Source organism: Cellulomonas sp. (assembly GCF_035634735.1).
Taxonomy (GTDB): Bacteria; Actinomycetota; Actinomycetes; order Actinomycetales; family Cellulomonadaceae; genus Cellulomonas.
Map to the genome: position 1 here is coordinate 33,474 of NZ_DASQCJ010000104.1, position 19,469 is coordinate 52,942.

Sequence of the window (19,469 nt, forward strand, 5' to 3'; positions counted from 1 at the left end):
GGAGGGAACCCCCGTGACCGCCATCCCCGTCTCGTACATCGGTGGCTCGACCGCCGACGCGACCGCGGCGACGACCAGCACCCCGAGCAAGTCGCTCGACAAGGACACGTTCCTCAAGCTCCTGGTCGCCCAGCTGTCCAACCAGGACCCGAGCAGCCCGATGGACACCAGCGACATGATGGCGCAGACCACGCAGCTGTCGATGATGGAGTCCCTCTCGGAGATCCAGGCGTCGTCCCGCGAGCAGTTCGGGCTCCAGATGCGGATGGCCGCCGCCGACCTGGTCGGCCAGCAGGTCACCTGGACGGACGCCGACGGGAAGACCCAGACCGGCGTCGTCTCCGGCGTCGACTACTCCGCCAGCGTCCCGACCCTGACCGTCGGGAAGACCCAGATCCCGCTCGACGCCGTCGCGACCGTCACCCCGGCCGGGAGCACCCCGCCCGCCGCCGAGGACGACGACGCGACCACCCCCACCGACTCCACGACCACCGCCTGACCGCGGTCCGGCCCACCCCACCCGAAGGGAACCACCATGCTCCGCTCCCTCTTCTCCGGCATCAGCGGTCTGCGCAGCCACCAGACGATGCTCGACGTCACCGGCAACAACATCGCCAACGTCAACACCACCGGCTTCAAGGCGTCCCAGATCCAGTTCCAGGACACCCTGAGCCAGATGCTCAACGCGGCCTCGGGCCCGCAGGACGGCGTCGGCGGCCAGAACCCGGCGCAGGTCGGCCTGGGCGTCCAGGTCGCCGGCATCACCACCAACTTCACGCAGGGCGCCTCGCAGCTCACCGGCCGCAGCACCGACATGATGATCTCCGGCGACGGCTTCTTCGTCGTCCGCCAGGGGACCCAGCAGTACTACACGCGCGCCGGGTCGTTCGACTTCGACTCGACCGGCCAGATGGTGCTGCCGGGCGACGGCGCGATGGTCCAGGGCTGGGCCGCGGACGCCACCGGCGTCATCGACACCTCGCGCGCGGTCGGCGACATCAAGGTCGGCGTCGGCACGGTGATGCCGGCCAAGGCGACCACCACCACGCCGTTCTCCGGCAACCTGCAGGCGGACGCCGAGACGGGCAAGACCAAGACCGTCTCGGTCAAGGCCTACGACGCGCTGGGCAACGCCCGCGAGGTCGAGCTCGAGTTCGTCAAGGGCGCCACCGGCTGGACGATGACCGCCACCGACGGCACCGCGTCCTACCCGGCGACCGGCTCCGTGGCGCTCACGTTCGACGCCGCGGGCAACCCGACGTTCGCCGACACCACGTTCGCGCTCGGCGGCGTGACGGTCGACCTGACCGGCGTCACCGGCATGGCCGGCGTGGACACCATCGCGGCCGACAAGCAGGACGGCTACGCCGCGGGCATCCTCGAGTCGTTCACCCTCGGCTCGGACGGCACGATCACCGGCTCGTTCAGCAACGGCCTCAAGCAGGCGCTGGGCAAGATCGCGATGGCCTCGTTCACCAACCCCTCCGGCCTGTCGAAGGCGGGCGGCTCGCTGTTCACCACCACGGTGAACTCGGGCGACCCGCAGATCGGCTCCGCCGGCACCGGCGGCCGCGGCACCATGTCGTCCGGCACGCTCGAGATGAGCAACGTGGACCTGTCCACGGAGTTCACGCAGCTGATCATCGCGCAGCGCGGCTTCCAGGCGAACTCCCGCGTCATCACCACCTCGGACGAGGTGCTCCAGGAGCTCGTCAACCTCAAGCGCTGACGCGCACCGCCGCCCCCGCCCTCGACCGGGCGGGGGCGGCGGGCGTCAGGCGTGCCACGGGTCGACGACGGCGACGCCGGTGCCGACGAAGTCCTGCACGTTGCGGGTGACGACCGTCTTGGCGTGCACCAGCGCGGTGGCCGCGATGAGCCCGTCCGAGAACGGGCGGGCGTCGGGCACCGAGAGGGCAGCGGCGCGACGGGCCACGTCGCCGTCGACGGCCAGCACGCGGCCGTCGAACTGCGGCAGCACCTGCCCGGTGAACCACGCGCGGAGCAGCGCTCCCTGGACCGGGTCCTTGCGCTCGCGACCGAGGATGCCCCGCTCCAGCTCGTACAGCGTCATGGCCGAGACGAACAGATCCGCCGTGGGTCGCGCGTCGACCCACGCGACCACGCCGGGGTCGGCCGAACGCTTGCGGAGCTCGGAGACGACGTTCGTGTCGAGGAGGAACGTCACAGGTCGACCTCGCGGTCGGCCAGTGGGACGCGCGGCGGGTCGAACTCGATGTCCTCGGCGTCGGGCCGCATGCGCAACGCCTCGGAGAGCCCGGTCCGTGCACCCGTGAGGGCGCGCCAGGCCTCCACCGTCAGCAGCACGTGGGACGGGCGTCCGCGGTCGGTGATCACCACCGGACCGTCGGCCGCCGCCCGTTTCGCCGCCGACACGTCGTGGTTGAACTCGCGGGACGTCATCGCGGTCTCGGCCATCTCGACCCCCTTGTAGGTACGTACCTACATCGTACGACGCCATCGCTCTGCGCGGCAGGGCGGAAACCACTCTCCGACCGCCGCAAACCCCTCAGCGACCGGGCCCCGCGTCCGATGGGCAGGGGGAGCGGCACACGGACGGGCCGCGGCGGCGCCACGCCGCACACGCACCACCAGGGACGGGACACCGCTGTGATCATCGTGACGCGCCTCAACGGGGCCCAGTTCGGGGTCAACCCCGACCTGCTCCAGCGCGTCGACAGCGCGCCCGACACCATCCTGACCCTCATCGACGGGACGAAGTACATCGTCCGCGAGTCGATGGCCGAGGTCATCGCGCGGGTCAACGAGCACCGCGCGCAGCTCCTGGCCCGCGCCCAGGAGATCCAGGCCGCGCCGACGCCCACGGTCGAGCTGGTCCGCGACACCGCCGCAGGCGGCGCGCCGGGCCCCGCCGAGGACGACGGCGACGCGCCCCTCGCCGACCCCGTTCCCCTCCGACCGAGGAGCCGCTGATGGATCCCGCCGGCTTCATCGGGCTGGTCGTCGCCTTCGGTGCGATCTTCGGGGCCCTCCTCATGGAGGGCGCCGACCCGATGTCCATCTTCCTGCCCGCGCCGCTGCTGCTGGTGTGGGTCGGCACGATCGGCGTCGGCATCGCCGGCCACACGATCAAGGACGTCATCGAGTCCTACAAGGCCGTGCCCCGGGCGTTCCTGAACAAGGTGCCCGACCCGACCAAGACCGTCGACACCCTCGTCGACCTGGCGGACCGCGCCCGGCGCGAGGGCCTGCTGGCGCTCGAGGACGCGGCCAAGGACATCGACGACCCGTTCCTGCGCGGCGGCCTGCAGGCCGCGATCGACGGCACGGACCCCGACGACCTGCGGATGATCCTCGAGGACAAGATCGCGACCAAGCGGACCAAGGAGAAGGTCTGGTCGAAGTACTTCCAGGACATGGGCGGCTACGCGCCGACCGTCGGCATCATCGGCACGGTCATCTCGCTCGTGCACGTCCTGGAGAACCTGTCCGACCCGGCCTCGCTCGGCCACTCGATCGCCGCGGCGTTCGTCGCCACCCTCTGGGGCATCCTCTCCGCCAACGTGGTGTGGCTGCCGATCGGCACCCGCATCAAGCGGTTCTCCGACCTGGAGTGCGCGCAGATGGAGGTGACGCTGGAGGGCCTGCTGGCCGTCCAGGCCGGCGCCAACCCGCGCCTGGTCGGCGAGCGGCTGCGCAGCCTGCTGCCCGACGAGCCCGCGGCCAAGGAAGCCGCGTGAGCTCCGGTCACGGCGGCCGCGGCCGCCGCGGCGGGGGGCACGAGGAGGAGCACGTCAACCACGAGCGCTGGCTCGTGTCCTACTCGGACATGATCACCGTGCTCATGGCGCTGTTCATCGTCCTGTTCGCCATCAGCCAGGTCGACCAGGAGAAGTACGTCGCCCTCAAGGCGTCGCTCGCGGCCGGGTTCGGCGACGGGTCCGTGAACCAGTCGATCCTCGACGGCACGGACGGCGCCCTGGACGGGCTCGCGATCACCGAGGACCAGCCGGACGCCGGCACCTCCGGGATCGTGGACGCCGACGAGGGCCTCGGCCTGCAGGCGTCCGACCCGTCCCCGCAGACCTCCGCGGACCCGACGCAGGTGGACGCGAGCGTGCTCGCCGCGGCGCAGGCCGAGGCGGCGCACCTCGAGGAGGTGCGCGAGCACATCCTCGCCGCGCTCACCGGCCAGGGTCTGCAGGACCAGGTCCGGTTCCGGGTGGACGAGCGCGGGCTGGTGCTCGGGCTGGTCGCGGACGACGTCTTCTTCGCGCAGGGGTCGGCGACGCTGACCGCGACCGCGGGGCAGGTGCTCGACCTGGCGGCGCCCACGCTCGTGGGCCTCCAGGAGCAGATCTCGGTCGAGGGCCACGCGAACACCATCCCGATCTCGGGGCGGTACGCGACCAACTGGGAGCTCTCGTCCGACCGCGCGACCCAGGTGCTGCGCTACCTGGTGGAGCGCGACGGCATGCCGGGCACCCGCATCCAGGCGGTGGGCTACGGCGACACCCGGCCCCTGGTCCAGGGGACGGGTGAGGACGCGATGACCGCCAACCGGCGGGTCGACATGGTCATTCTCAGCGCGGCACCCGAGGCGGTGCGCGCCCTGCTGCCCGCAGTGGCAGCCGGAAGCACGACGGGAGGGTAGGGGCGATGCCCATCGAGCAGCGTGTGGTCGGCGGCGGTCAGAAGATCGGCGGTGGCCAGAAGATCGGCGGCGGGAGCACACCGGCTCCGGCGCCCGCCGCGGAGCCGGAGAAGAAGAAGGGCGGCAAGAAGAAGCTGCTCCTCATCATCGGGGCGGTCGTCCTGGTGGCGGCCGGGGCGGCGGCGTACCTGCTGCTGGGCCGCGGCAGCGGCGAGCCGGCGGCGGAGCCCGAGCCCGAGCCGGGCGCGGTCGTCGCGGTCGAGCCCGTGAGCCTGAACCTGGCCGACGGCCACTACCTGCGGCTCGGCTTCGAGCTGCAGTTCACCGTCGAGGCCGCCGGCCACGGCGACCCGGAGACCGGCCCCGCCGTGGACGCGGCGATCGCCCTGTTCTCCGGCCGGAGCGTGTCCGAGGTCAGCGACCCCGCCCAGCGGGAGGCGCTCAAGGCCGAGTTCAAGACCCAGCTCGACGAGCTCTACCACGGGGAGGTCTACGACGTCTTCCTGACGAACTACGTCACCCAGTGACGGCGCGCGGCGACGCGCTTCCCGTCCGGCCGGACGTCCCGCGCCCCTGACCAGGGGCGTCACCCGATCCGGTGAACCACGGCGCCACGGAGGGCGCCACATCGCTCCGCAGCACGCCGGCCCACGACGGGCCGAGGGCGGAGAAAGTCCGGCCGCGACCCCTCACATCACCCGGTCGCGCGCCGATCAGGGTGGGCGTGACGGTCCACACCACGGGTCAGGCCCCCGCGCGCTCCAGGCGGCGCACGCACGTGCCCGAGCCCTACGACTTCCGCCGCCCCATGACGATGGCGCGCGAGCACGCCCGCGTGCTCGAGATGGCGTTCGAGACGTTCGCCCGCCAGTGGGGGAACCAGCTCACCGCCCGCCTCCGCGCGATGGCCCAGGTGACGCTCGACGGGCTGAGCCTGCAGACGTACGACGAGTACGTGCGCGGCCTGCCCGGCACCACGGCGATGATGCTGTGCACCATCGAGCAGACCCGGCAGACCGCCGTCGTGCAGGTCCCGGTCAGCGCCACGATGGTCTGGATCGACTACATGCTCGGCGGCCCCGGCTCGGGCGACGCCCGCGAGGACCGCGAGCTCACCGAGATCGAGCTCACCCTGCTGCGCGGCGTCATGGGCGCCGCGCTGGGCGACCTCGGCTACGCGTTCTCCTCGCTGACGCCGCTCGACGTCACGCTGCGCTCCGTCCAGTACAACCCGCAGTTCGTGCAGGCCGTCCCGGCCTCCGACGCGGTGCTGGTCGCCACGTTCCTCATGCGGGTCGGCGAGCGCGAGGACGTCGCCACCGTGATGTTCCCCGCCGAGGTGCTGCTGGCGGCCGTCCGCCAGGCCGACGGCGCCGGCAGCCGCTCCGTCGAGGACCAGCGGGCCCACGAGCTCGCGGTGCTCGACCTGGAGGCCGCCGTCGAGGACGTGCCCGTCGAGGTCGCCGTCCGGTTCGCGCCGGTCGTCGTCCGCCCCCGCGACGTCGTCGGCCTGGCCGTCGGCGACGTCGTCCCCCTGTCCCACCCGTCGTCCCAGCCGCTCGACGTGGTGGTGGACGGGGTCGTGCTCGCGCGAGCCGCCGCGGGGAACAACGGTTCCCGCCTCGCCTGCATGGTCGTCACCGTCGAGGAGAAGCCCTGATGAACGCCGTCCCCACCGCCGAGACCACGGACGCCGCGGTCGCCCTCGCCGCCGCCACCGCCGCCGCGCGCCTGCTGCCGGCCGCCGCCCCGCTGGTGCCGGCCCCTGCCCCCGCCGGTGCGCGCCCGGACGCCGACGCGCTCGCCGTCGTCGCCTCGTTCGTCGGCCCGAACAGCGCCGACGTGGTGCTGGTCGCCGACGAGGCCGTGCGCGACGCGCTCGCCGCCGGCGCCCCCGACGGCAGCCCGCTCGACCTCGCCGCCGCGCTGCGCCCGGCCCTCGAGGCCGCGGTCGCCGAGCTCGGCGCCGGCGTGCTCGAGACCGCCCGGACCGAGCCGGTCGGCACCGCGCTGCCCGCCGACGCGCACCTGGTCGCCCTCGGCACCGAGGACGGCGTCCAGGCCTGGTTCGGCCTGCGGCTGCGCACCGAGCCGAGCGCCAAGGCCCCCGGCGTCCCGACCCAGCGCGCCAGCCTCAACGTGCTCTACGACGTCGAGATGACGCTGACCGCCGAGCTCGGCCGCACCAAGCTGCCGGTCCGCCAGGTCCTCGAGCTGACCCCGGGCGCCGTCCTGGAGCTCGACCGCGCCGCCGGCAGCCCCGCCGACGTCATGGTCAACGGCCGGCTCATCGCCCGCGGCGAGGTCGTCGTGATCGACGAGGAGTTCGGCATCCGCATCACCGAGATCGCGCGCGAGGACGGCACCATCTGATGGACACCCTCGTCCTGGGCCTGCGCGTCCTCCTGGCGCTCGCGTGCGTGATCGGCCTGATCTGGGTCCTCGCGCGCCGCGCCGGGTGGGGCAAGGGCCGTCGCCGGCCCGCGGGCCCGGCCGTCGAGGTCGTCGGGCGCCAGGCGCTCGGCCGCCACGCCGGCGTCGTGGTGGTCGCGGTCGGCGACCGCCGGCTGCTGCTCGGCTACGGCGAGCAGAACGTCACGATGCTGACCGAGCTCGACGCGGTCGCCGAGGAGGAGGCCCCCGAGGAGGAGGCCGCCGCCGCGCCCGCGGCCGTTCCGCTCACGCTCGGCGCGCTGGCCGCCGCCGTGCTGCCGACGCCGCGGCGGACCCGGGCCGCCGAGCCGGCGGTCGCCCCCGCCGCGCCGGCGCCCGCGTTCGAGGACGCCCTCGCCGAGGCCGCCGCGGCCCCGGTGCCGGGCCTGGTGGGCCTGGAGGTCGCGGACGTGGACGCCGCCCGCATCGAGCGCCTCACCGCGCCGGCCGCGGGTGAGGCCCCGGCCGCCGCCGCGCACGGCGCGCTGCACGGCTCCGTGCTGGCGCCGTCCACCTGGAAGCAGGCCGTCGCGGTGCTGCGGGAGCGGACGGTGCGCCGGTGACCGCCGACCTGGCCGCGCGCCCCGCCGGCGCCGCCGCCCGCCCCGCCCGCCCCGCCCCCGAGACCGCCGACGTGGACCTCGTCCTGTCCGGCGCCCGCGCCGAGGCCCTCGCGGCCGCCGACCGCGCGGACCGCCGCCGCTGGCCGCTCGTCGTGCTGGCCGTCCTGGCCCTGGCCGTCGCGCTGGTCGTGCTCGGCTCCGGGATGGCGCACGCCGCCCCGGTCCCGCCCGAGGGCCCCGCCGCCCCGACCGGTCCCGCCGACCCCGCCGCCGGCGAGGTGTCCGTCGCGATCAACGGCGTGAACGGCACCCCCAGCAGCTCGATCGTGGTGCTCATCGGCATCACGCTGCTGTCGGTGGCGCCGTCGCTGCTGCTGATGATGACCGGCTTCACCAAGATCTTCGTGGTGCTGTCCCTCACCCGGAACGCGCTCGGCCTCACGACCGTGCCGCCCAACCAGGTGATCGCCGGCCTCGCGCTGTTCCTCAGCCTGTTCGTGATGGCCCCGGTGCTGTCCGAGGTGAACACCGACGCGGTGCAGCCCTACCTCGACGGCAGCATGGACTTCACCACGGCGCTGGACGCCGGCTCGGTCCCGCTGCGCGAGTACATGCTCGGGCACACCCGCGAGGCCGACCTGGCGCTGATCACCCGGGCGGCGGACCAGCCGAACCCGGAGGACCCGGCCTCGGTCCCGATGCTCACGCTCATCCCCGCGTTCATGCTCTCGGAGCTGCGGTCGGCGTTCATCATCGGGTTCGTCATCTTCATCCCGTTCCTCGTCATCGACCTGGTCGTGTCCTCGGTCCTGATGAGCATGGGCATGATGATGCTGCCGCCCGTCATGGTCTCCCTGCCGTTCAAGCTGCTGCTGTTCGTGCTGGTCGACGGGTGGGGCCTGATCGTCACCGCCCTGGTCGGCGCCGCGTCGGGCGGGGGTGGCTGATGGACACCTCGGCCGTCCTCGACATCGGGCTGGACGCCCTCATCATCGCCGCGAAGCTGTCCGCGCCGGTGCTCATCACCGCCCTGGTCGTCGGGTTCTCCGTCTCCCTGGTGCAGTCCGTCACCCAGATCCAGGAGGTGACGCTGTCCTTCGTGCCGAAGGCCATCGCCGCCGCCGTGGCGCTGCTGGTCTGCGGGCACTGGATGATCGCGGAGCTGGTGACGTTCACGCACCAGCTGTTCGAGCGCATCCCGGCGCTGCTCGGGGGCTGAGGCGCGCGATGGACGTGACCCTCTCCCTGGCCGCCGTGCAGACCGCGATGCTCGCGGGCGTCCGGTTCGCCGCGTTCCTGATGATCGCGCCGCCGTTCGCGCACCGCGGGATCCCGGGCGCCGTGAAGGCGATGCTGTCGGTCGGGCTGGCGATCGCCGTGCTGCCCCGCCTCGACCTGGTCGCGACGGAGTCCACGGGCGAGTTCGTCGGGGACCTGGTGCTGGAGGCCGTCGTCGGCGCCGCGCTGGGCTTCCTCGTGTCGCTGGTGTTCTCGGCCGTGCAGGCCGCGGGCAACCTGATCGACCTGTTCGGCGGCTTCCAGCTCTCGCAGGCGTTCGACCCGCAGAACATGACGTCCGGCGCGCAGTTCGCCCGGCTCTACAACATGACCTGCCTGGTGCTGCTGTTCGTGTCGGGCGCCTACCAGCTGCTGATCGGCGGGCTCGCCCGGTCGTTCGACGCCGTGCCGCCCGGCACCGGGCTGGACCTCGCGGCCCTGGCCCAGACGGTCACCACCGGCCTGTCCGACATGTTCCTCGCGGCGCTGCAGATCGGCGGCCCGCTGCTGGTCGTGCTGTTCCTCACCGACGTGGGCCTCGGCCTGCTGACCCGGGTGTCCCCGGCGCTGAACGCGTTCGCCATGGGCTTCCCGCTGAAGATCTTGATGAGCGTGACGTTCGCCGGCTTCGCGTACCTGGCGCTGCCGGGCGTCGTGAACGACCTCGCGCGCCGCGCCGTCGAGGCCGTCCTCGGGGTCGCCTGATGGCCGGGGGAGGGGACGGCGGGGAGAAGACCGAGAAGGCCACAGCCCAGCGGATGAAGGAGGTCCACAAGGACGGGAAGCTCTCCCGGTCCCAGGACCTCACCGCGTGGATCGGCCTGGCCGCCGCCGCCGTCATGCTGCCGAGCACCGCGTCCCGCGCCGCCGACGCCGCCCGCGACCAGCTCGCCGCCGTCCGGGAGGCGATCGCCGCGCCGGACGCCGGCACGGTCGTCGACCTGCTCGGCGACGGGCTGTGGTCGATCGTCGCGACGCTCGGCCCGCTGATGGCCGTCGTGGCGTTCGTGGTCATCGCGGTGGCCGTCGCCCAGGGCGGCGTGCACGTCAAGAAGTTCAAGCCGAACGTGAAGCAGTTCAACCCGGTGTCCGGGGTCAAGCGGCTGTTCGGCGCGAACGCCTGGTGGGAGGGCGCCAAGACGCTGCTCAAGACCGCCGTGGTCGGGGTCGTCCTCTACGCCGCCGTGCAGGCCCTGGTGCCGCAGCTCATGGGCACCGGCCGCATCCCGCTGGAGCACATGCTCGGCGTCGCCGCCGGCGGCGTGAAGCAGCTGATCATCTGGGGCATCGGGGCGGGCGTGCTGCTCGCCGCGATCGACCTGCTCGTCGTCATGCGCCGCAACCGCAAGCAGACGCGCATGTCGAAGCAGGAGATCAAGGAGGAGAACAAGCGCACCGAGGGCGACCCGCTCGTCAAGGGCCACATCCGGTCCAAGCAGATGGCGATGAGCCGCAACCGGATGATGGCCGCGGTCGCCGACGCGGACGTGGTGATCGTGAACCCGACGCACGTCGCCGTCGCGCTGAAGTACGTCGCGGGCACCGGCGCCCCGCGGCTGGTCGCCAAGGGTGCGGGGGCCGTCGCCGCCAAGATCCGCGAGCAGGCGGCCGAGCACCGCGTCCCGATGGTCGAGGACATCCCGCTGGCCCGGTCGCTGCACGCCGCGTGCGCCGTGGACCAGGAGATCCCCGCCTACCTGTTCACCGCCGTCGCCCGGGTGCTCGCCTTCGTCATGCAGCTCAAGCGCCGCGGCGCGGCGATGGGGAAGCACACGATGCCGGGCGGTTCGGTCGCCCCGGACGACGCACCGACCACCGTGGCCGCCGCCCGGCGGCGAGCCCGGCAGGAGAAGGTCGCATGAACGCGCCGCGCCTGCCGATGACCAGAGCAGTACCGCACACGACTGACGAGGACCTCCGATGAAGAACCGGCAGATCTCCCAGCTCGCCGTCCCGGTGGGCGTCGTGGGCATCGTGCTGCTCCTGGTGGTGCCGCTGCCCGCGGCGCTGCTCGACGTGCTGATCGCCGTGAACATCACGGCCGCGCTCGTCATCCTGCTCACCAGCATGTACGTCCAGAAGCCGCTGGACTTCAGCGTGTTCCCGTCGCTGATCCTGGTGTTCACCCTGTTCCGGCTCGGGCTGAACGTCGCGTCCACCCGGCTGGTGCTGCGCGACGGGTACGCCGGGGCCGTGATCGACGCGTTCGGGCACTTCGTGGTCGGCGGGTCGCTGGTCATCGGCCTGGTGATCTTCCTGATCCTGGTCGTCATCCAGTTCGTCGTCATCACGAACGGCGCGGGCCGCGTGGCCGAGGTCGGCGCGCGGTTCACCCTCGACGCGATGCCCGGCAAGCAGATGGCCATCGACGCCGACCTGAACTCCGGCCTGATCGACGAGGACACCGCGCGCAAGCGCCGGGCCGAGGTCACCGCGGAGGCCGACTTCTACGGCGCGATGGACGGTGGCTCGAAGTTCGTCAAGGGCGACGCCATCGCCGGCATCATCATCACGCTGATCAACCTCATCGGCGGGTTCGTCATCGGCATGGTGCAGATGGGCCTGTCGGTCACCGAGTCGCTCGAGCGGTTCAGCCTGCTGACCATCGGCGACGGCCTGGTCACCCAGATCCCCGCGCTGCTGCTCTCGGTGTCCACCGGCATCGTCGTCACCCGGGCCACGGCCGAGGGCGACATGGGCACCGCGGCGTCCAAGCAGCTCTCCCAGTCGCGCACGGCCCTGCTGATCGCCGGCTGCGGCGCGCTCGCCCTGGCCCTGCTCCCGGGCATGCCGAAGCTGCCGTTCGTGCTGGTCGGCGCCTCGCTGCTGATCGTCGCGCAGCGGATCAAGGCGTCGCAGGCCAGGGAGGCCGCCGCCGCCGAGCTCGCCGCCGCGTCCAGCGCCACCGTCGCGCCCACCAGCAACGACACCCCCGAGGCGCTCATCGAGCAGATGCGGGTGCACACCCTGGAGATCCTGCTGGCGCCCGACCTGGTCGACATGGTCGGCAACGGCCCGGACCAGGACCTGCTGCACCGCGTGCGCGGCCTGCGCCGCAAGATCGCGATGGAGCTCGGCATCGTGGTGCCGCCGGTCCGCACCCGCGACTCCGTCGACCTGCCCCGGTCCACCTACGTGGTGCGGATCGCGGGCGTCGAGGTCGGCCGCGGCGAGGTGCCGCCGGGGCGCATCCTGGCGCTCGGCGACGACCTGGCCGCGCTGCCCGGGCAGTCCACCGTCGAGCCGGTGTTCGGCCTGCCGGGCAAGTGGGTCGCCGCCGAGCTCCGGCACGCCGCCGAGATGGCCGGCGCCACCGTCGTCGACCGGGTGTCCGTGCTGATCACGCACCTCGGCTCGATCATCACGCGGAACGCGCCGCGGCTGCTCGGCCGCGAGGACGTCCGCGTGCTCACGGAGGGCGTCAAGCAGGTCAACCCGTCCGTGGTCGAGGAGCTCGTGCCCGGGCTGCTCACGCTCGGCGAGGTGCAGCGGGTGCTGCAGGGCCTGCTCGCCGAGGAGGTGCCGATCCGCGACCTGGGCCGGATCTACGAGGCGCTCACGCTGCGCGCGAAGGTCAGCACCGACCCCGAGGGCCTGGTCGAGGCCGCCCGCGGCGCGCTCGGCCCGGCGCTGTCGGCGCAGTACGTGCAGGACGGCGCGCTGCGGGTGCTCACGCTCGACCCCGTGTTCGAGCAGTCGCTGGTCGAGGCGCTGCGCCCGTCCGAGCAGGGCACCCAGATCGTCACCGACCCCACCCGCCTGGAGGCGATGCTCGAGCGGCTGCGCGCGCAGGTCGCCGACGCCGAGGCCACCGGCCGGTCCGTCGTGCTGGTGTGCGCCCCGGCCCTGCGGCCCGCGCTGCGCAAGGTCGTCATCCTGGCGCTCGACCGGCTGCCCGTGCTGTCCTACGCCGAGGTCACCGGCGGCGGCGTCCGGATCGAGACCGTCGGGGTGGTGAGCGGTGCCCACGCGATTGCTGCTTGAGGGCGCCGACCTGGCCGAGCTCATGGTGCACGTGCGCGCCGAGTTCGGGCCGACCGCGCGGATCGTGCGGGCCGAGCGGGTGCGCACCGGCGGGCTCGCCGGGTTCTTCGCGCGCGAGCGGTACGAGCTGACCATCGACGTGCCGGACGCGCCGGCCGCGCCCACGACCGGGCTGCTGCGGCGCCGCGGCGTGTCGGTGGCGGCCGCGGGGGCCGGCGCCGGCGGGATCGACGCGCTGCTCGCGGCCGCCGACGCGGCGGACGCCGGGCTGGACGGCTTCGGGCCGCCCGGGCCCGACGTGCTCGCGCCGGCGCGCGCGGGCGCGGTGCCCGAGGCGCCCCCGCGGGTGTCGACGGGCGAGGAGGCGTTCGCCTCCGTGCTGGAGCAGATGCGGGCGATGACGGGCGCGGTGGCGCCGGACCACCACCTGGAGGTCCCGCCGGCCGCCGACGCCGCCGTCCCCGCCCCCCGCGCCGCGGGCCGGGCGGACGCCGCCGGGCGGACGTTCGAGCCCGCCGCCCCGCCGGTGCTGCCCGCGCCCGCGCCCGCGCCGGCCGTCGAGCGCGTGCTGCCGGCCGCCGGCGCCGCGTCGGGCGGGGTGCCGCGCGACGCGCTGGCCGAGCTCGGCGTGCCCGCGGCGCTGCTCGCGGCGGTCGGGGACGGGCCGGTCGAGCTCGCGCGGCTGCTGGCCGCCGTGCCCGCGGCGCCGCCGGTCCCGCGGGACCCGGGGACGGTGCTGGTCGTGGCCGGCCCGCCCGAGGACGCCGCGCGGGTCGCGGAGCTGCTGGCGCTGCGCGGGGGCTCGGGCCCGGTCGTGCTGGCGGGCGACGCCGAGGCGGGCCCGGGTGCGGCGGGCGCCGGGGCGGGGGTCGCCGCGCGCCGGCTGACCACCGCGGCGGCCGCGGCCCGGTGGCGCGCCGAGCTGTCCGGCGGCGACGGCGTGACGGTCGTGGCGCTGGGCGTCCGCCCGGGCCGCGCGCGGGAGGACGCGGCCGCCGAGCTGCTGGCCGCCCTCGCCCCCGACCAGGCCTGGGGCGTCGTGGACGCGCGCAGCAAGACCCGGGACTGCGCCCGGTGGATCGCGGGGGTCGGTGCGCGCCGGCCGCTGGACGCGCTCGCCGTGGGCGGGCTGTTCGACACCAGCGAGCCCGGCACCGTCCTGGGCCTCGGCGTCCCGGTGGCGTGGATCGACGGCGTGCCGGCCTCGCGCGTCGCGTGGGCCGCGGCCCTGGGCGAGCACCTCCCCGAGGGCACCGTCTGGGGCTGACCCCGGTGGCCGGCTCCCGGGGGTGGCCCGTCCGACAGTGGAACGTCGTGACGGACACGCCGACGGCGTGTCCGTCACCACGTTCCACCGTCGGTGGCGGGCGGTGCATCCACCCGCCCGGAGGCCCCGCGGGCGTGGGCGGTGCACCGGCCGCTTGCGCGCGGAAGGTAGGGTCGGCGCCATGCTGGTGCTGAGCAGGCGCGTGGGCGAGCGTCTCGTGATCGGGGACGACATCGTCGTGACCGTGATCGAGGTGCGGAGCGACGGCGTCCGGCTCGGCATCGACGCGCCGCGCTCCGTCGCCGTGCACCGCGCCGAGGTCCTGGAGGCCGTCACCGCGGCCAACCTCGCCGCCACCGACGCGGCGACCGACGCCGGCGACGACGCCGTCGAGTCGCTGCGCGGCCTGGTCGCGGGCCAGCCCGCCCCGGCGCCGGCGGCCGACCCGGGCGCCGACGAGGACCGCCCCCGCCGCTGACGGCCGGCGCGCCGCGGCGCGCTCCCGGGCGACCCCACCCGGCTCGGCAGGTCGCGGCCCGCCCCCGGCTTCGCCCGCGCGCCCCCCGGGGTGGAGCGTCCTGCCCGACACGCCGGCGCGTGTCCGGCGGAACGCTCCACTCCTGCCCGCCCCGGGTCGCCGGGGCGCGTCGAGCGGAACGGGGTGGAGCGTCCTGCCCGGCACGCCGGCGCGTGTCCGGCGGAACGCTCCACTCCCGGCCAGCCCGTGCCTCGACGGCGGGGGAGGGCGCGCGCCCCGCGGCCACCCGGACGGGTGACTCCCGCGCCTTCACCCGGCGTGCGGGCCCCGTCGCCCGCCAAAAGCCTCACGCGGCCCCCGGACCCGCCGATCCTCACGTCAGACGGGTCCGCACCCGGTAGGAGGCAGCAGTGGAGGACATGGACGAGATCGTCCGCGAGTTCCTCGTGGAGAGCCACGAGAACCTCGACCAGCTCGACCAGGACCTGGTGGCCCTGGAGAGCGAACCGGGGTCGCGCTCGCTCATCGCGAGCGTGTTCCGGACGATCCACACGATCAAGGGGACCAGCGGGTTCCTCGCGTTCTCGCGCCTGGAGCGCGTGGCCCACGCGGGGGAGAACCTGCTGGTCGAGCTGCGCGACGGCCGCCGGTCGATGGACCAGGCGACCACCGACGTGCTGCTGCGGCTGGTGGACACGATCCGCGAGATCCTGCGCGCGATCGAGGTCGAGGGCGGCGAGGGCGGGGTCGAGATCGACGCGGTCATCGCCGCGATCGAGGCGATCCAGGCGATCGAGCCCGGCGCCGAGCCGGCCGCCGAGGCAGCCGCGCCCGCCGCCCCGCCCGCCGCCGCCGAGCCCGAGCCCGCGCCCGCCCCGGCCGCCCCCGTGGCCGCCGCGCCGGCGGCCCCGGCCGTGGTCCCGGCGCCCGCGCCGGCCCCCGCCGTCGAGGCCGTGGCCCCCGCGCCGGCCGCCGCCGCGGCCGCGCCCGCCCCGGCACCCGCGCCCGCCCCGGCCCCGGCCCCCGCGCCCGCCCCGGCCCCCGCCGCGACCGCCGCCCCCACCGAGGAGCTCGGCTCCCTGCGAGGCGGCGCCGCGGACGCGTCGATCCGCGTGGACGTCGACCTGCTCGACGCCCTCATGCGCCAGGTCGGCGAGCTGGTCCTGGCCCGCAACCAGATCAGCCGGCTCGCGACGGGGACCGACGACGTCGACCTCGCCCGCTCCGCGCAGCGCCTGAACCTGATCGCCGGCGAGCTGCAGGAGGGGGTCATGAAGACCCGCATGCAGCCGATCGAGCACCTGTGGTCGAAGATGCCGCGCATGGTGCGCGACGTCGCGGCCGCGTGCCACCGCGAGGTGCAGCTGGAGCTGTCCGGCGGCGACACCGAGCTCGACCGCAGCCTGCTGGAGGCCGTGAAGGACCCGCTGACGCACCTGGTGCGCAACGCGGTCGACCACGGCATCGAGGCGTCGGCGGACCGCGTCGCCGCCGGCAAGGCGCCCAAGGGCGTCCTGGGGCTGCGCGCGTACCACGCGTCCGGCCAGGTGGTCGTGGAGGTCGCCGACGACGGCCGGGGCATCGACCCGGAGAAGATCGGCGCCAAGGCGGTCCAGAAGGGCCTGCGCACGGCCGACCAGGTCGCGTCGATGGGCCAGGCCGACCTGCTCCAGCTGCTGTTCCTGCCGGGCTTCTCGACGGCCGAGGTCGTCTCGAACGTGTCCGGCCGCGGCGTCGGCATGGACGTCGTCCGCACGAAGATCGAGGCCATCGGCGGCGCCGTCGAGGTCGACTCGGTCGTGGGCCGCGGCACCACGTGGCGGCTGCGCATCCCGCTGACGCTGGCGATCATGCCGGCGCTGACGGTGGAGTGCAGCGGCGACCTGTACGCGATCCCGCAGGTCAACCTGCTGGAGCTCGTGGCGCTCGACTCGCAGCGCTCGGAGTCCGGCATCGAGCACATCCACGAGGCGGCCGTGTACCGGCTGCGCGGGGAGCTGCTGCCGCTCGTGTCGCTCTCGGAGGTCCTCGAGGTCGGCGGCGAGCGCCCGGAGAACGCGGTCATCGCCGTGGTCCAGTCGGACCAGCAGCGGTTCGGCCTGCTGGTCGACCGGGTGCTGAACACCGAGGAGATCGTGGTCAAGCCGCTGTCCGCCCGCCTGAAGGCGATCGGCGCGTACTCCGGCGCGACCGTCCTGGGCGACGGCCACGTCGCGCTGATCCTGGACGTGCAGGCCATCGCCCGCCGCGCCCTGGCCGGCGAGCTCGACGTCGCCGCCCGGGACGCGCACGACAAGGCCGCGGCCAACGCGATCCGCGACACCCAGCAGGTCCTGGTCGTCGGGATCGGCGGCGGCCGCCAGGTCGCGATGCCGCTCGCGTCGGTCGCCCGCCTGGAGCACGTGCAGGCCGACCAGGTCGAGTACGTCGGCGGCCGGGAGGTCGTCCAGTACCGCGGGACGATCCTGCCGCTGGCCCGCCTCGACCGGATCCTCGGCGCGTACGGCTCGGAGGAGTCGTCCGAGCTGCTGCTGGTGGTCTACAGCCGCGCGGGCCGCAGCGTCGGCCTGGTGGTCAAGGAGATCGTGGACATCGTCGACGACGACTCGGCCCGGCACTCCGACATCGAGGACGCCGGCCTGGTCGGCTCCACGGTGCTCGGGGACAAGGTCACGGAGCTGCTCGACGTGCGCCGCGCGATCCTCGCCGCGGACGCGGCGTTCTACGACGAGCGGCCCGAGCACCGCTCCACGTACGACGACCTCCCGACGCAGGTCGGCGGGTCCGAGCTGGTGGGAGCCACCCGATGAGCCAGTACGTCACGTTCAGCCTCGGCGGCAGCCTGTACGGGGTCGACGTCACCCGGGTGCAGGAGGCGCTGCGCTCGCACGTCCGCACCCGCGTGCCGCTGTCCCCGCCGGCCGTCGCCGGCCTGGTGAACCTGCGCGGGCAGGTCGTCCTCACGGTCGACCTGCGGCCCCGCCTCGGCCTGGAGCCGCTCGGCGAGGACGCGGAGCCGATGATGGTCGTCGTCCAGGTGGCGGGGGAGCCCGTCAGTCTGCTGGTCGACGAGATCGGCGACGTCATGGAGGTCGGCCCCGAGACGTTCGAGGCCCCGCCGGAGACGCTCGACGCCGCGCTGCGCCCGCTGATCCTCGGCGCGCACAAGCTGGACGGCCGGCTGCTGCTGGTCCTGGACGTGGACCAGGCCACCGCGGCCTGACCCCGCGCACCCGACGGGCCCGCGCCGTCCCCCACGAGGGGAGGGCGCGGGCCCGTCCGCGTCGCGCCGGGGGCAAGCGCTTCACTTCACCCGGGACGATGGTCATGCAGGTCAGCGGCCTGCCGATGGGGTGGGCGACCCGGCGACGCGCCCGGCCCGCGCGCAGCCGCGCGGGTCGCGTCGCCCCGCACGCGCCTGGAGCGTCCATGTCCCGAACCGCCACCGCCCCGTCCCGCTCCCGCGGGCTGCGGCTGTCCATCGCCGGCAAGGTGCTCGGCCTGCTCGCCGCCTCCGGCCTCGTGGCCGTGCTCGTCGTGGTCGCCGCGGCGACCAGCCTCGTGCAGCTGCGCGACGAGGTCGCGAAGGAGGGCGCGTACGTCGCCCAGCTCGGCCAGGTCAGCGACCTGCAGCGGGCGCTGCAGGCGGGCCGCGCGCGGATGGTGGAGTACCCGGCGGCCTCGACGGACGTGCGCGCCGACCTGCGCGACCAGCTGGCGGAGTACGTGACGAAGATCCAGGAGCAGCAGGCCGCGTACGACGACCTCGCGGTGAACGAGCAGGCGTGGTCCGACTTCGACTCGGGCTGGAACGAGATGGTCCGCCTGGCGCAGGACGAGCTGTTCCCGATGGCCGACGACGGCGACGTGGCCGGCGCCGCGGCGTTCTACCGCGCGCAGATCCTGCCGCAGACGACGGTCGCGGCGGACGCGATCGCGCTGGAGAACGCGTCGGTGGCCGAGGTCGCCGACGCGAGCACCGACGAGGCGTCGGCCCTGGTGACCCGCACCCTCGTCACGGTGGTCGTGCTGCTGGTCGTGGGCCTGGCGCTGGTGCTGGCGATCGGCTTCGTCGCGTCGCGGCGGCTCGCGCAGGGCGCCGGCCAGGTCCGGCACGCGCTCGAGGCGATGGCCGAGGGCGACCTCACCGTCCGCGCCGACGTGCGCACCGCCGACGAGCTCGGCGACATGGCCCGCTCGCTCGCCACCGCCCAGGGCAGCCTGCGCGGCGTGGTGTCGGGCGTCGTCGAGACGGCCCAGACGGTCGCCGCGGCGGCCGAGGAGCTGTCGGCTGCGTCGACCCAGGTGGTCGCGGGCTCGGACGAGACCAGCGCGCAGGCGGGCGTGGTCGCGGCGGCGGCCGAGCAGGTGTCCCGCAACGTGCAGACCGTGGCGGCGGGCGCGGAGCAGATGGGTGCCTCGATCCGGGAGATCGCGCAGAACGCGTCCCAGGCGGCCAAGGTCGCCGGGCAGGCCACGGACGCGGCGGCGGTCACCAACGAGCAGGTCTCCCGCCTGGGGACGTCGTCGCAGGAGATCGGGAACGTGGTCAAGGTGATCACCTCGATCGCAGAGCAGACGAACCTGCTGGCGCTGAACGCCACGATCGAGGCGGCCCGCGCGGGCGAGGCCGGCAAGGGCTTCGCCGTCGTCGCCGGGGAGGTCAAGGAGCTCGCCCAGGAGACGGCCAAGGCGACCGAGGACATCGCGCGCCGGGTCGAGGCGATCCAGGCCGACACCAGCGGTGCGGTGGGGGCGATCGGCGAGATCTCGCACATCATCGCGAGCATCAACGACTACCAGCTGACCATCGCCTCGGCGGTGGAGGAG

The 19,469-nt window shown here is 74.4% G+C and carries 21 protein-coding genes; 19 read left to right on the forward strand and 2 right to left on the reverse strand.

Annotation, left to right across the window (positions count from 1 at the left end):
* The first annotated feature begins 13 nt into the window (after window positions 1–13).
* Together VER05_RS09330 and VER05_RS09335 are read left to right on the forward strand one after the other, a co-directional pair.
* Entirely contained in the window at window positions 14–499 is a 486-nt protein-coding gene (locus VER05_RS09330) for a flagellar hook assembly protein FlgD (protein WP_324845087.1), read from the forward strand.
* Window positions 500–535: 36 nt separating this feature from the next.
* Complete coding sequence (locus VER05_RS09335; RefSeq protein WP_324845088.1) at window positions 536–1,729, forward strand: flagellar hook protein FlgE; 1,194 nt, start codon at window positions 536–538, stop codon at window positions 1,727–1,729.
* A gap of 45 nt (window positions 1,730–1,774) precedes the next feature.
* Here VER05_RS09335 and VER05_RS09340 read toward each other — a convergent pair whose 3' ends face one another.
* Complete coding sequence (locus VER05_RS09340; protein WP_324845089.1) at window positions 1,775–2,188, reverse strand: type II toxin-antitoxin system VapC family toxin; 414 nt, start codon at window positions 2,186–2,188, stop codon at window positions 1,775–1,777.
* Window positions 2,185–2,439 carry a type II toxin-antitoxin system prevent-host-death family antitoxin gene (locus VER05_RS09345; protein WP_324845090.1) on the reverse strand — a complete coding sequence of 85 codons (255 nt, stop codon included), beginning with the start codon at window positions 2,437–2,439 and terminating at the stop codon, window positions 2,185–2,187. The genes VER05_RS09340 and VER05_RS09345 overlap by 4 nt, the downstream gene beginning before the upstream one ends.
* Before the next feature lie 192 nt (window positions 2,440–2,631).
* On the opposite strand from VER05_RS09345, the gene VER05_RS09350 reads away from it, so the two are divergent.
* The 17 genes from VER05_RS09350 to VER05_RS09430 all read left to right on the forward strand — a co-directional run.
* Window positions 2,632–2,955: a flagellar FlbD family protein gene (locus VER05_RS09350; RefSeq protein ID WP_324845091.1), complete on the forward strand. Its 324-nt coding sequence runs from the start codon at window positions 2,632–2,634 to the stop codon at window positions 2,953–2,955.
* On the forward strand, window positions 2,955–3,722 hold the full coding sequence (locus tag VER05_RS09355; RefSeq protein WP_324845092.1) for a motility protein A: 768 nt from the start codon (window positions 2,955–2,957) through the stop codon (window positions 3,720–3,722). Before VER05_RS09350 ends, VER05_RS09355 begins: the two co-directional genes overlap by 1 nt.
* Window positions 3,719–4,636, forward strand: a complete 918-nt coding sequence (locus VER05_RS09360) for a flagellar motor protein MotB (RefSeq protein WP_324845093.1) — start codon at window positions 3,719–3,721, stop codon at window positions 4,634–4,636. The genes VER05_RS09355 and VER05_RS09360 overlap by 4 nt, the downstream gene beginning before the upstream one ends.
* A gap of 5 nt (window positions 4,637–4,641) precedes the next feature.
* Window positions 4,642–5,163 (forward strand): flagellar basal body-associated FliL family protein, encoded by a 522-nt coding sequence (locus VER05_RS09365; RefSeq protein WP_324845094.1) that lies wholly within the window; start codon window positions 4,642–4,644, stop codon window positions 5,161–5,163.
* Window positions 5,164–5,414: 251 nt separating this feature from the next.
* Complete coding sequence (locus VER05_RS09370; protein ID WP_324845095.1) at window positions 5,415–6,296, forward strand: FliM/FliN family flagellar motor switch protein; 882 nt, start codon at window positions 5,415–5,417, stop codon at window positions 6,294–6,296.
* Window positions 6,296–7,009: a flagellar motor switch protein FliN gene (gene fliN, locus VER05_RS09375; protein WP_324845096.1), complete on the forward strand. Its 714-nt coding sequence runs from the start codon at window positions 6,296–6,298 to the stop codon at window positions 7,007–7,009. The genes VER05_RS09370 and fliN overlap by 1 nt, the downstream gene beginning before the upstream one ends.
* Window positions 7,009–7,632, forward strand: a complete 624-nt coding sequence (fliO, locus tag VER05_RS09380) for a flagellar biosynthetic protein FliO (RefSeq protein ID WP_324845097.1) — start codon at window positions 7,009–7,011, stop codon at window positions 7,630–7,632. The genes fliN and fliO overlap by 1 nt, the downstream gene beginning before the upstream one ends.
* Before the next feature lie 152 nt (window positions 7,633–7,784).
* Window positions 7,785–8,579: a flagellar type III secretion system pore protein FliP gene (gene fliP / locus VER05_RS09385; RefSeq protein ID WP_324845107.1), complete on the forward strand. Its 795-nt coding sequence runs from the start codon at window positions 7,785–7,787 to the stop codon at window positions 8,577–8,579.
* The gene (fliQ, locus tag VER05_RS09390; RefSeq protein ID WP_147795549.1) at window positions 8,579–8,851 is read left to right on the forward strand and encodes a flagellar biosynthesis protein FliQ; all 273 of its coding nucleotides are present in this window, start codon (window positions 8,579–8,581) and stop codon (window positions 8,849–8,851) included. The genes fliP and fliQ overlap by 1 nt, the downstream gene beginning before the upstream one ends.
* 8 nt (window positions 8,852–8,859) lie before the next feature.
* A complete protein-coding gene (locus VER05_RS09395; protein WP_324845098.1) occupies window positions 8,860–9,615 on the forward strand; it encodes a flagellar biosynthetic protein FliR in 756 nt (251 codons plus the stop codon).
* A complete protein-coding gene (locus tag VER05_RS09400) occupies window positions 9,615–10,772 on the forward strand; it encodes an EscU/YscU/HrcU family type III secretion system export apparatus switch protein (RefSeq protein ID WP_324845099.1) in 1,158 nt (385 codons plus the stop codon). Before VER05_RS09395 ends, VER05_RS09400 begins: the two co-directional genes overlap by 1 nt.
* A gap of 58 nt (window positions 10,773–10,830) precedes the next feature.
* On the forward strand, window positions 10,831–12,894 hold the full coding sequence (gene flhA, locus VER05_RS09405) for a flagellar biosynthesis protein FlhA (RefSeq protein ID WP_324845100.1): 2,064 nt from the start codon (window positions 10,831–10,833) through the stop codon (window positions 12,892–12,894).
* The gene (locus VER05_RS09410) at window positions 12,872–14,161 is read left to right on the forward strand and encodes a hypothetical protein (RefSeq protein ID WP_324845101.1); all 1,290 of its coding nucleotides are present in this window, start codon (window positions 12,872–12,874) and stop codon (window positions 14,159–14,161) included. The genes flhA and VER05_RS09410 overlap by 23 nt, the downstream gene beginning before the upstream one ends.
* Before the next feature lie 181 nt (window positions 14,162–14,342).
* The gene (csrA, locus tag VER05_RS09415) at window positions 14,343–14,639 is read left to right on the forward strand and encodes a carbon storage regulator CsrA (RefSeq protein WP_324845102.1); all 297 of its coding nucleotides are present in this window, start codon (window positions 14,343–14,345) and stop codon (window positions 14,637–14,639) included.
* A gap of 419 nt (window positions 14,640–15,058) precedes the next feature.
* The gene (locus tag VER05_RS09420) at window positions 15,059–17,449 is read left to right on the forward strand and encodes a chemotaxis protein CheA (protein WP_324845108.1); all 2,391 of its coding nucleotides are present in this window, start codon (window positions 15,059–15,061) and stop codon (window positions 17,447–17,449) included.
* Window positions 17,446–17,862 carry a chemotaxis protein CheW gene (locus tag VER05_RS09425; protein WP_147795556.1) on the forward strand — a complete coding sequence of 139 codons (417 nt, stop codon included), beginning with the start codon at window positions 17,446–17,448 and terminating at the stop codon, window positions 17,860–17,862. The genes VER05_RS09420 and VER05_RS09425 overlap by 4 nt, the downstream gene beginning before the upstream one ends.
* Window positions 17,863–18,068: 206 nt before the next feature.
* The coding region (locus VER05_RS09430) for a methyl-accepting chemotaxis protein (RefSeq protein ID WP_324845103.1) at window positions 18,069–19,469 on the forward strand (1,401 nt) is incomplete at its 3' end.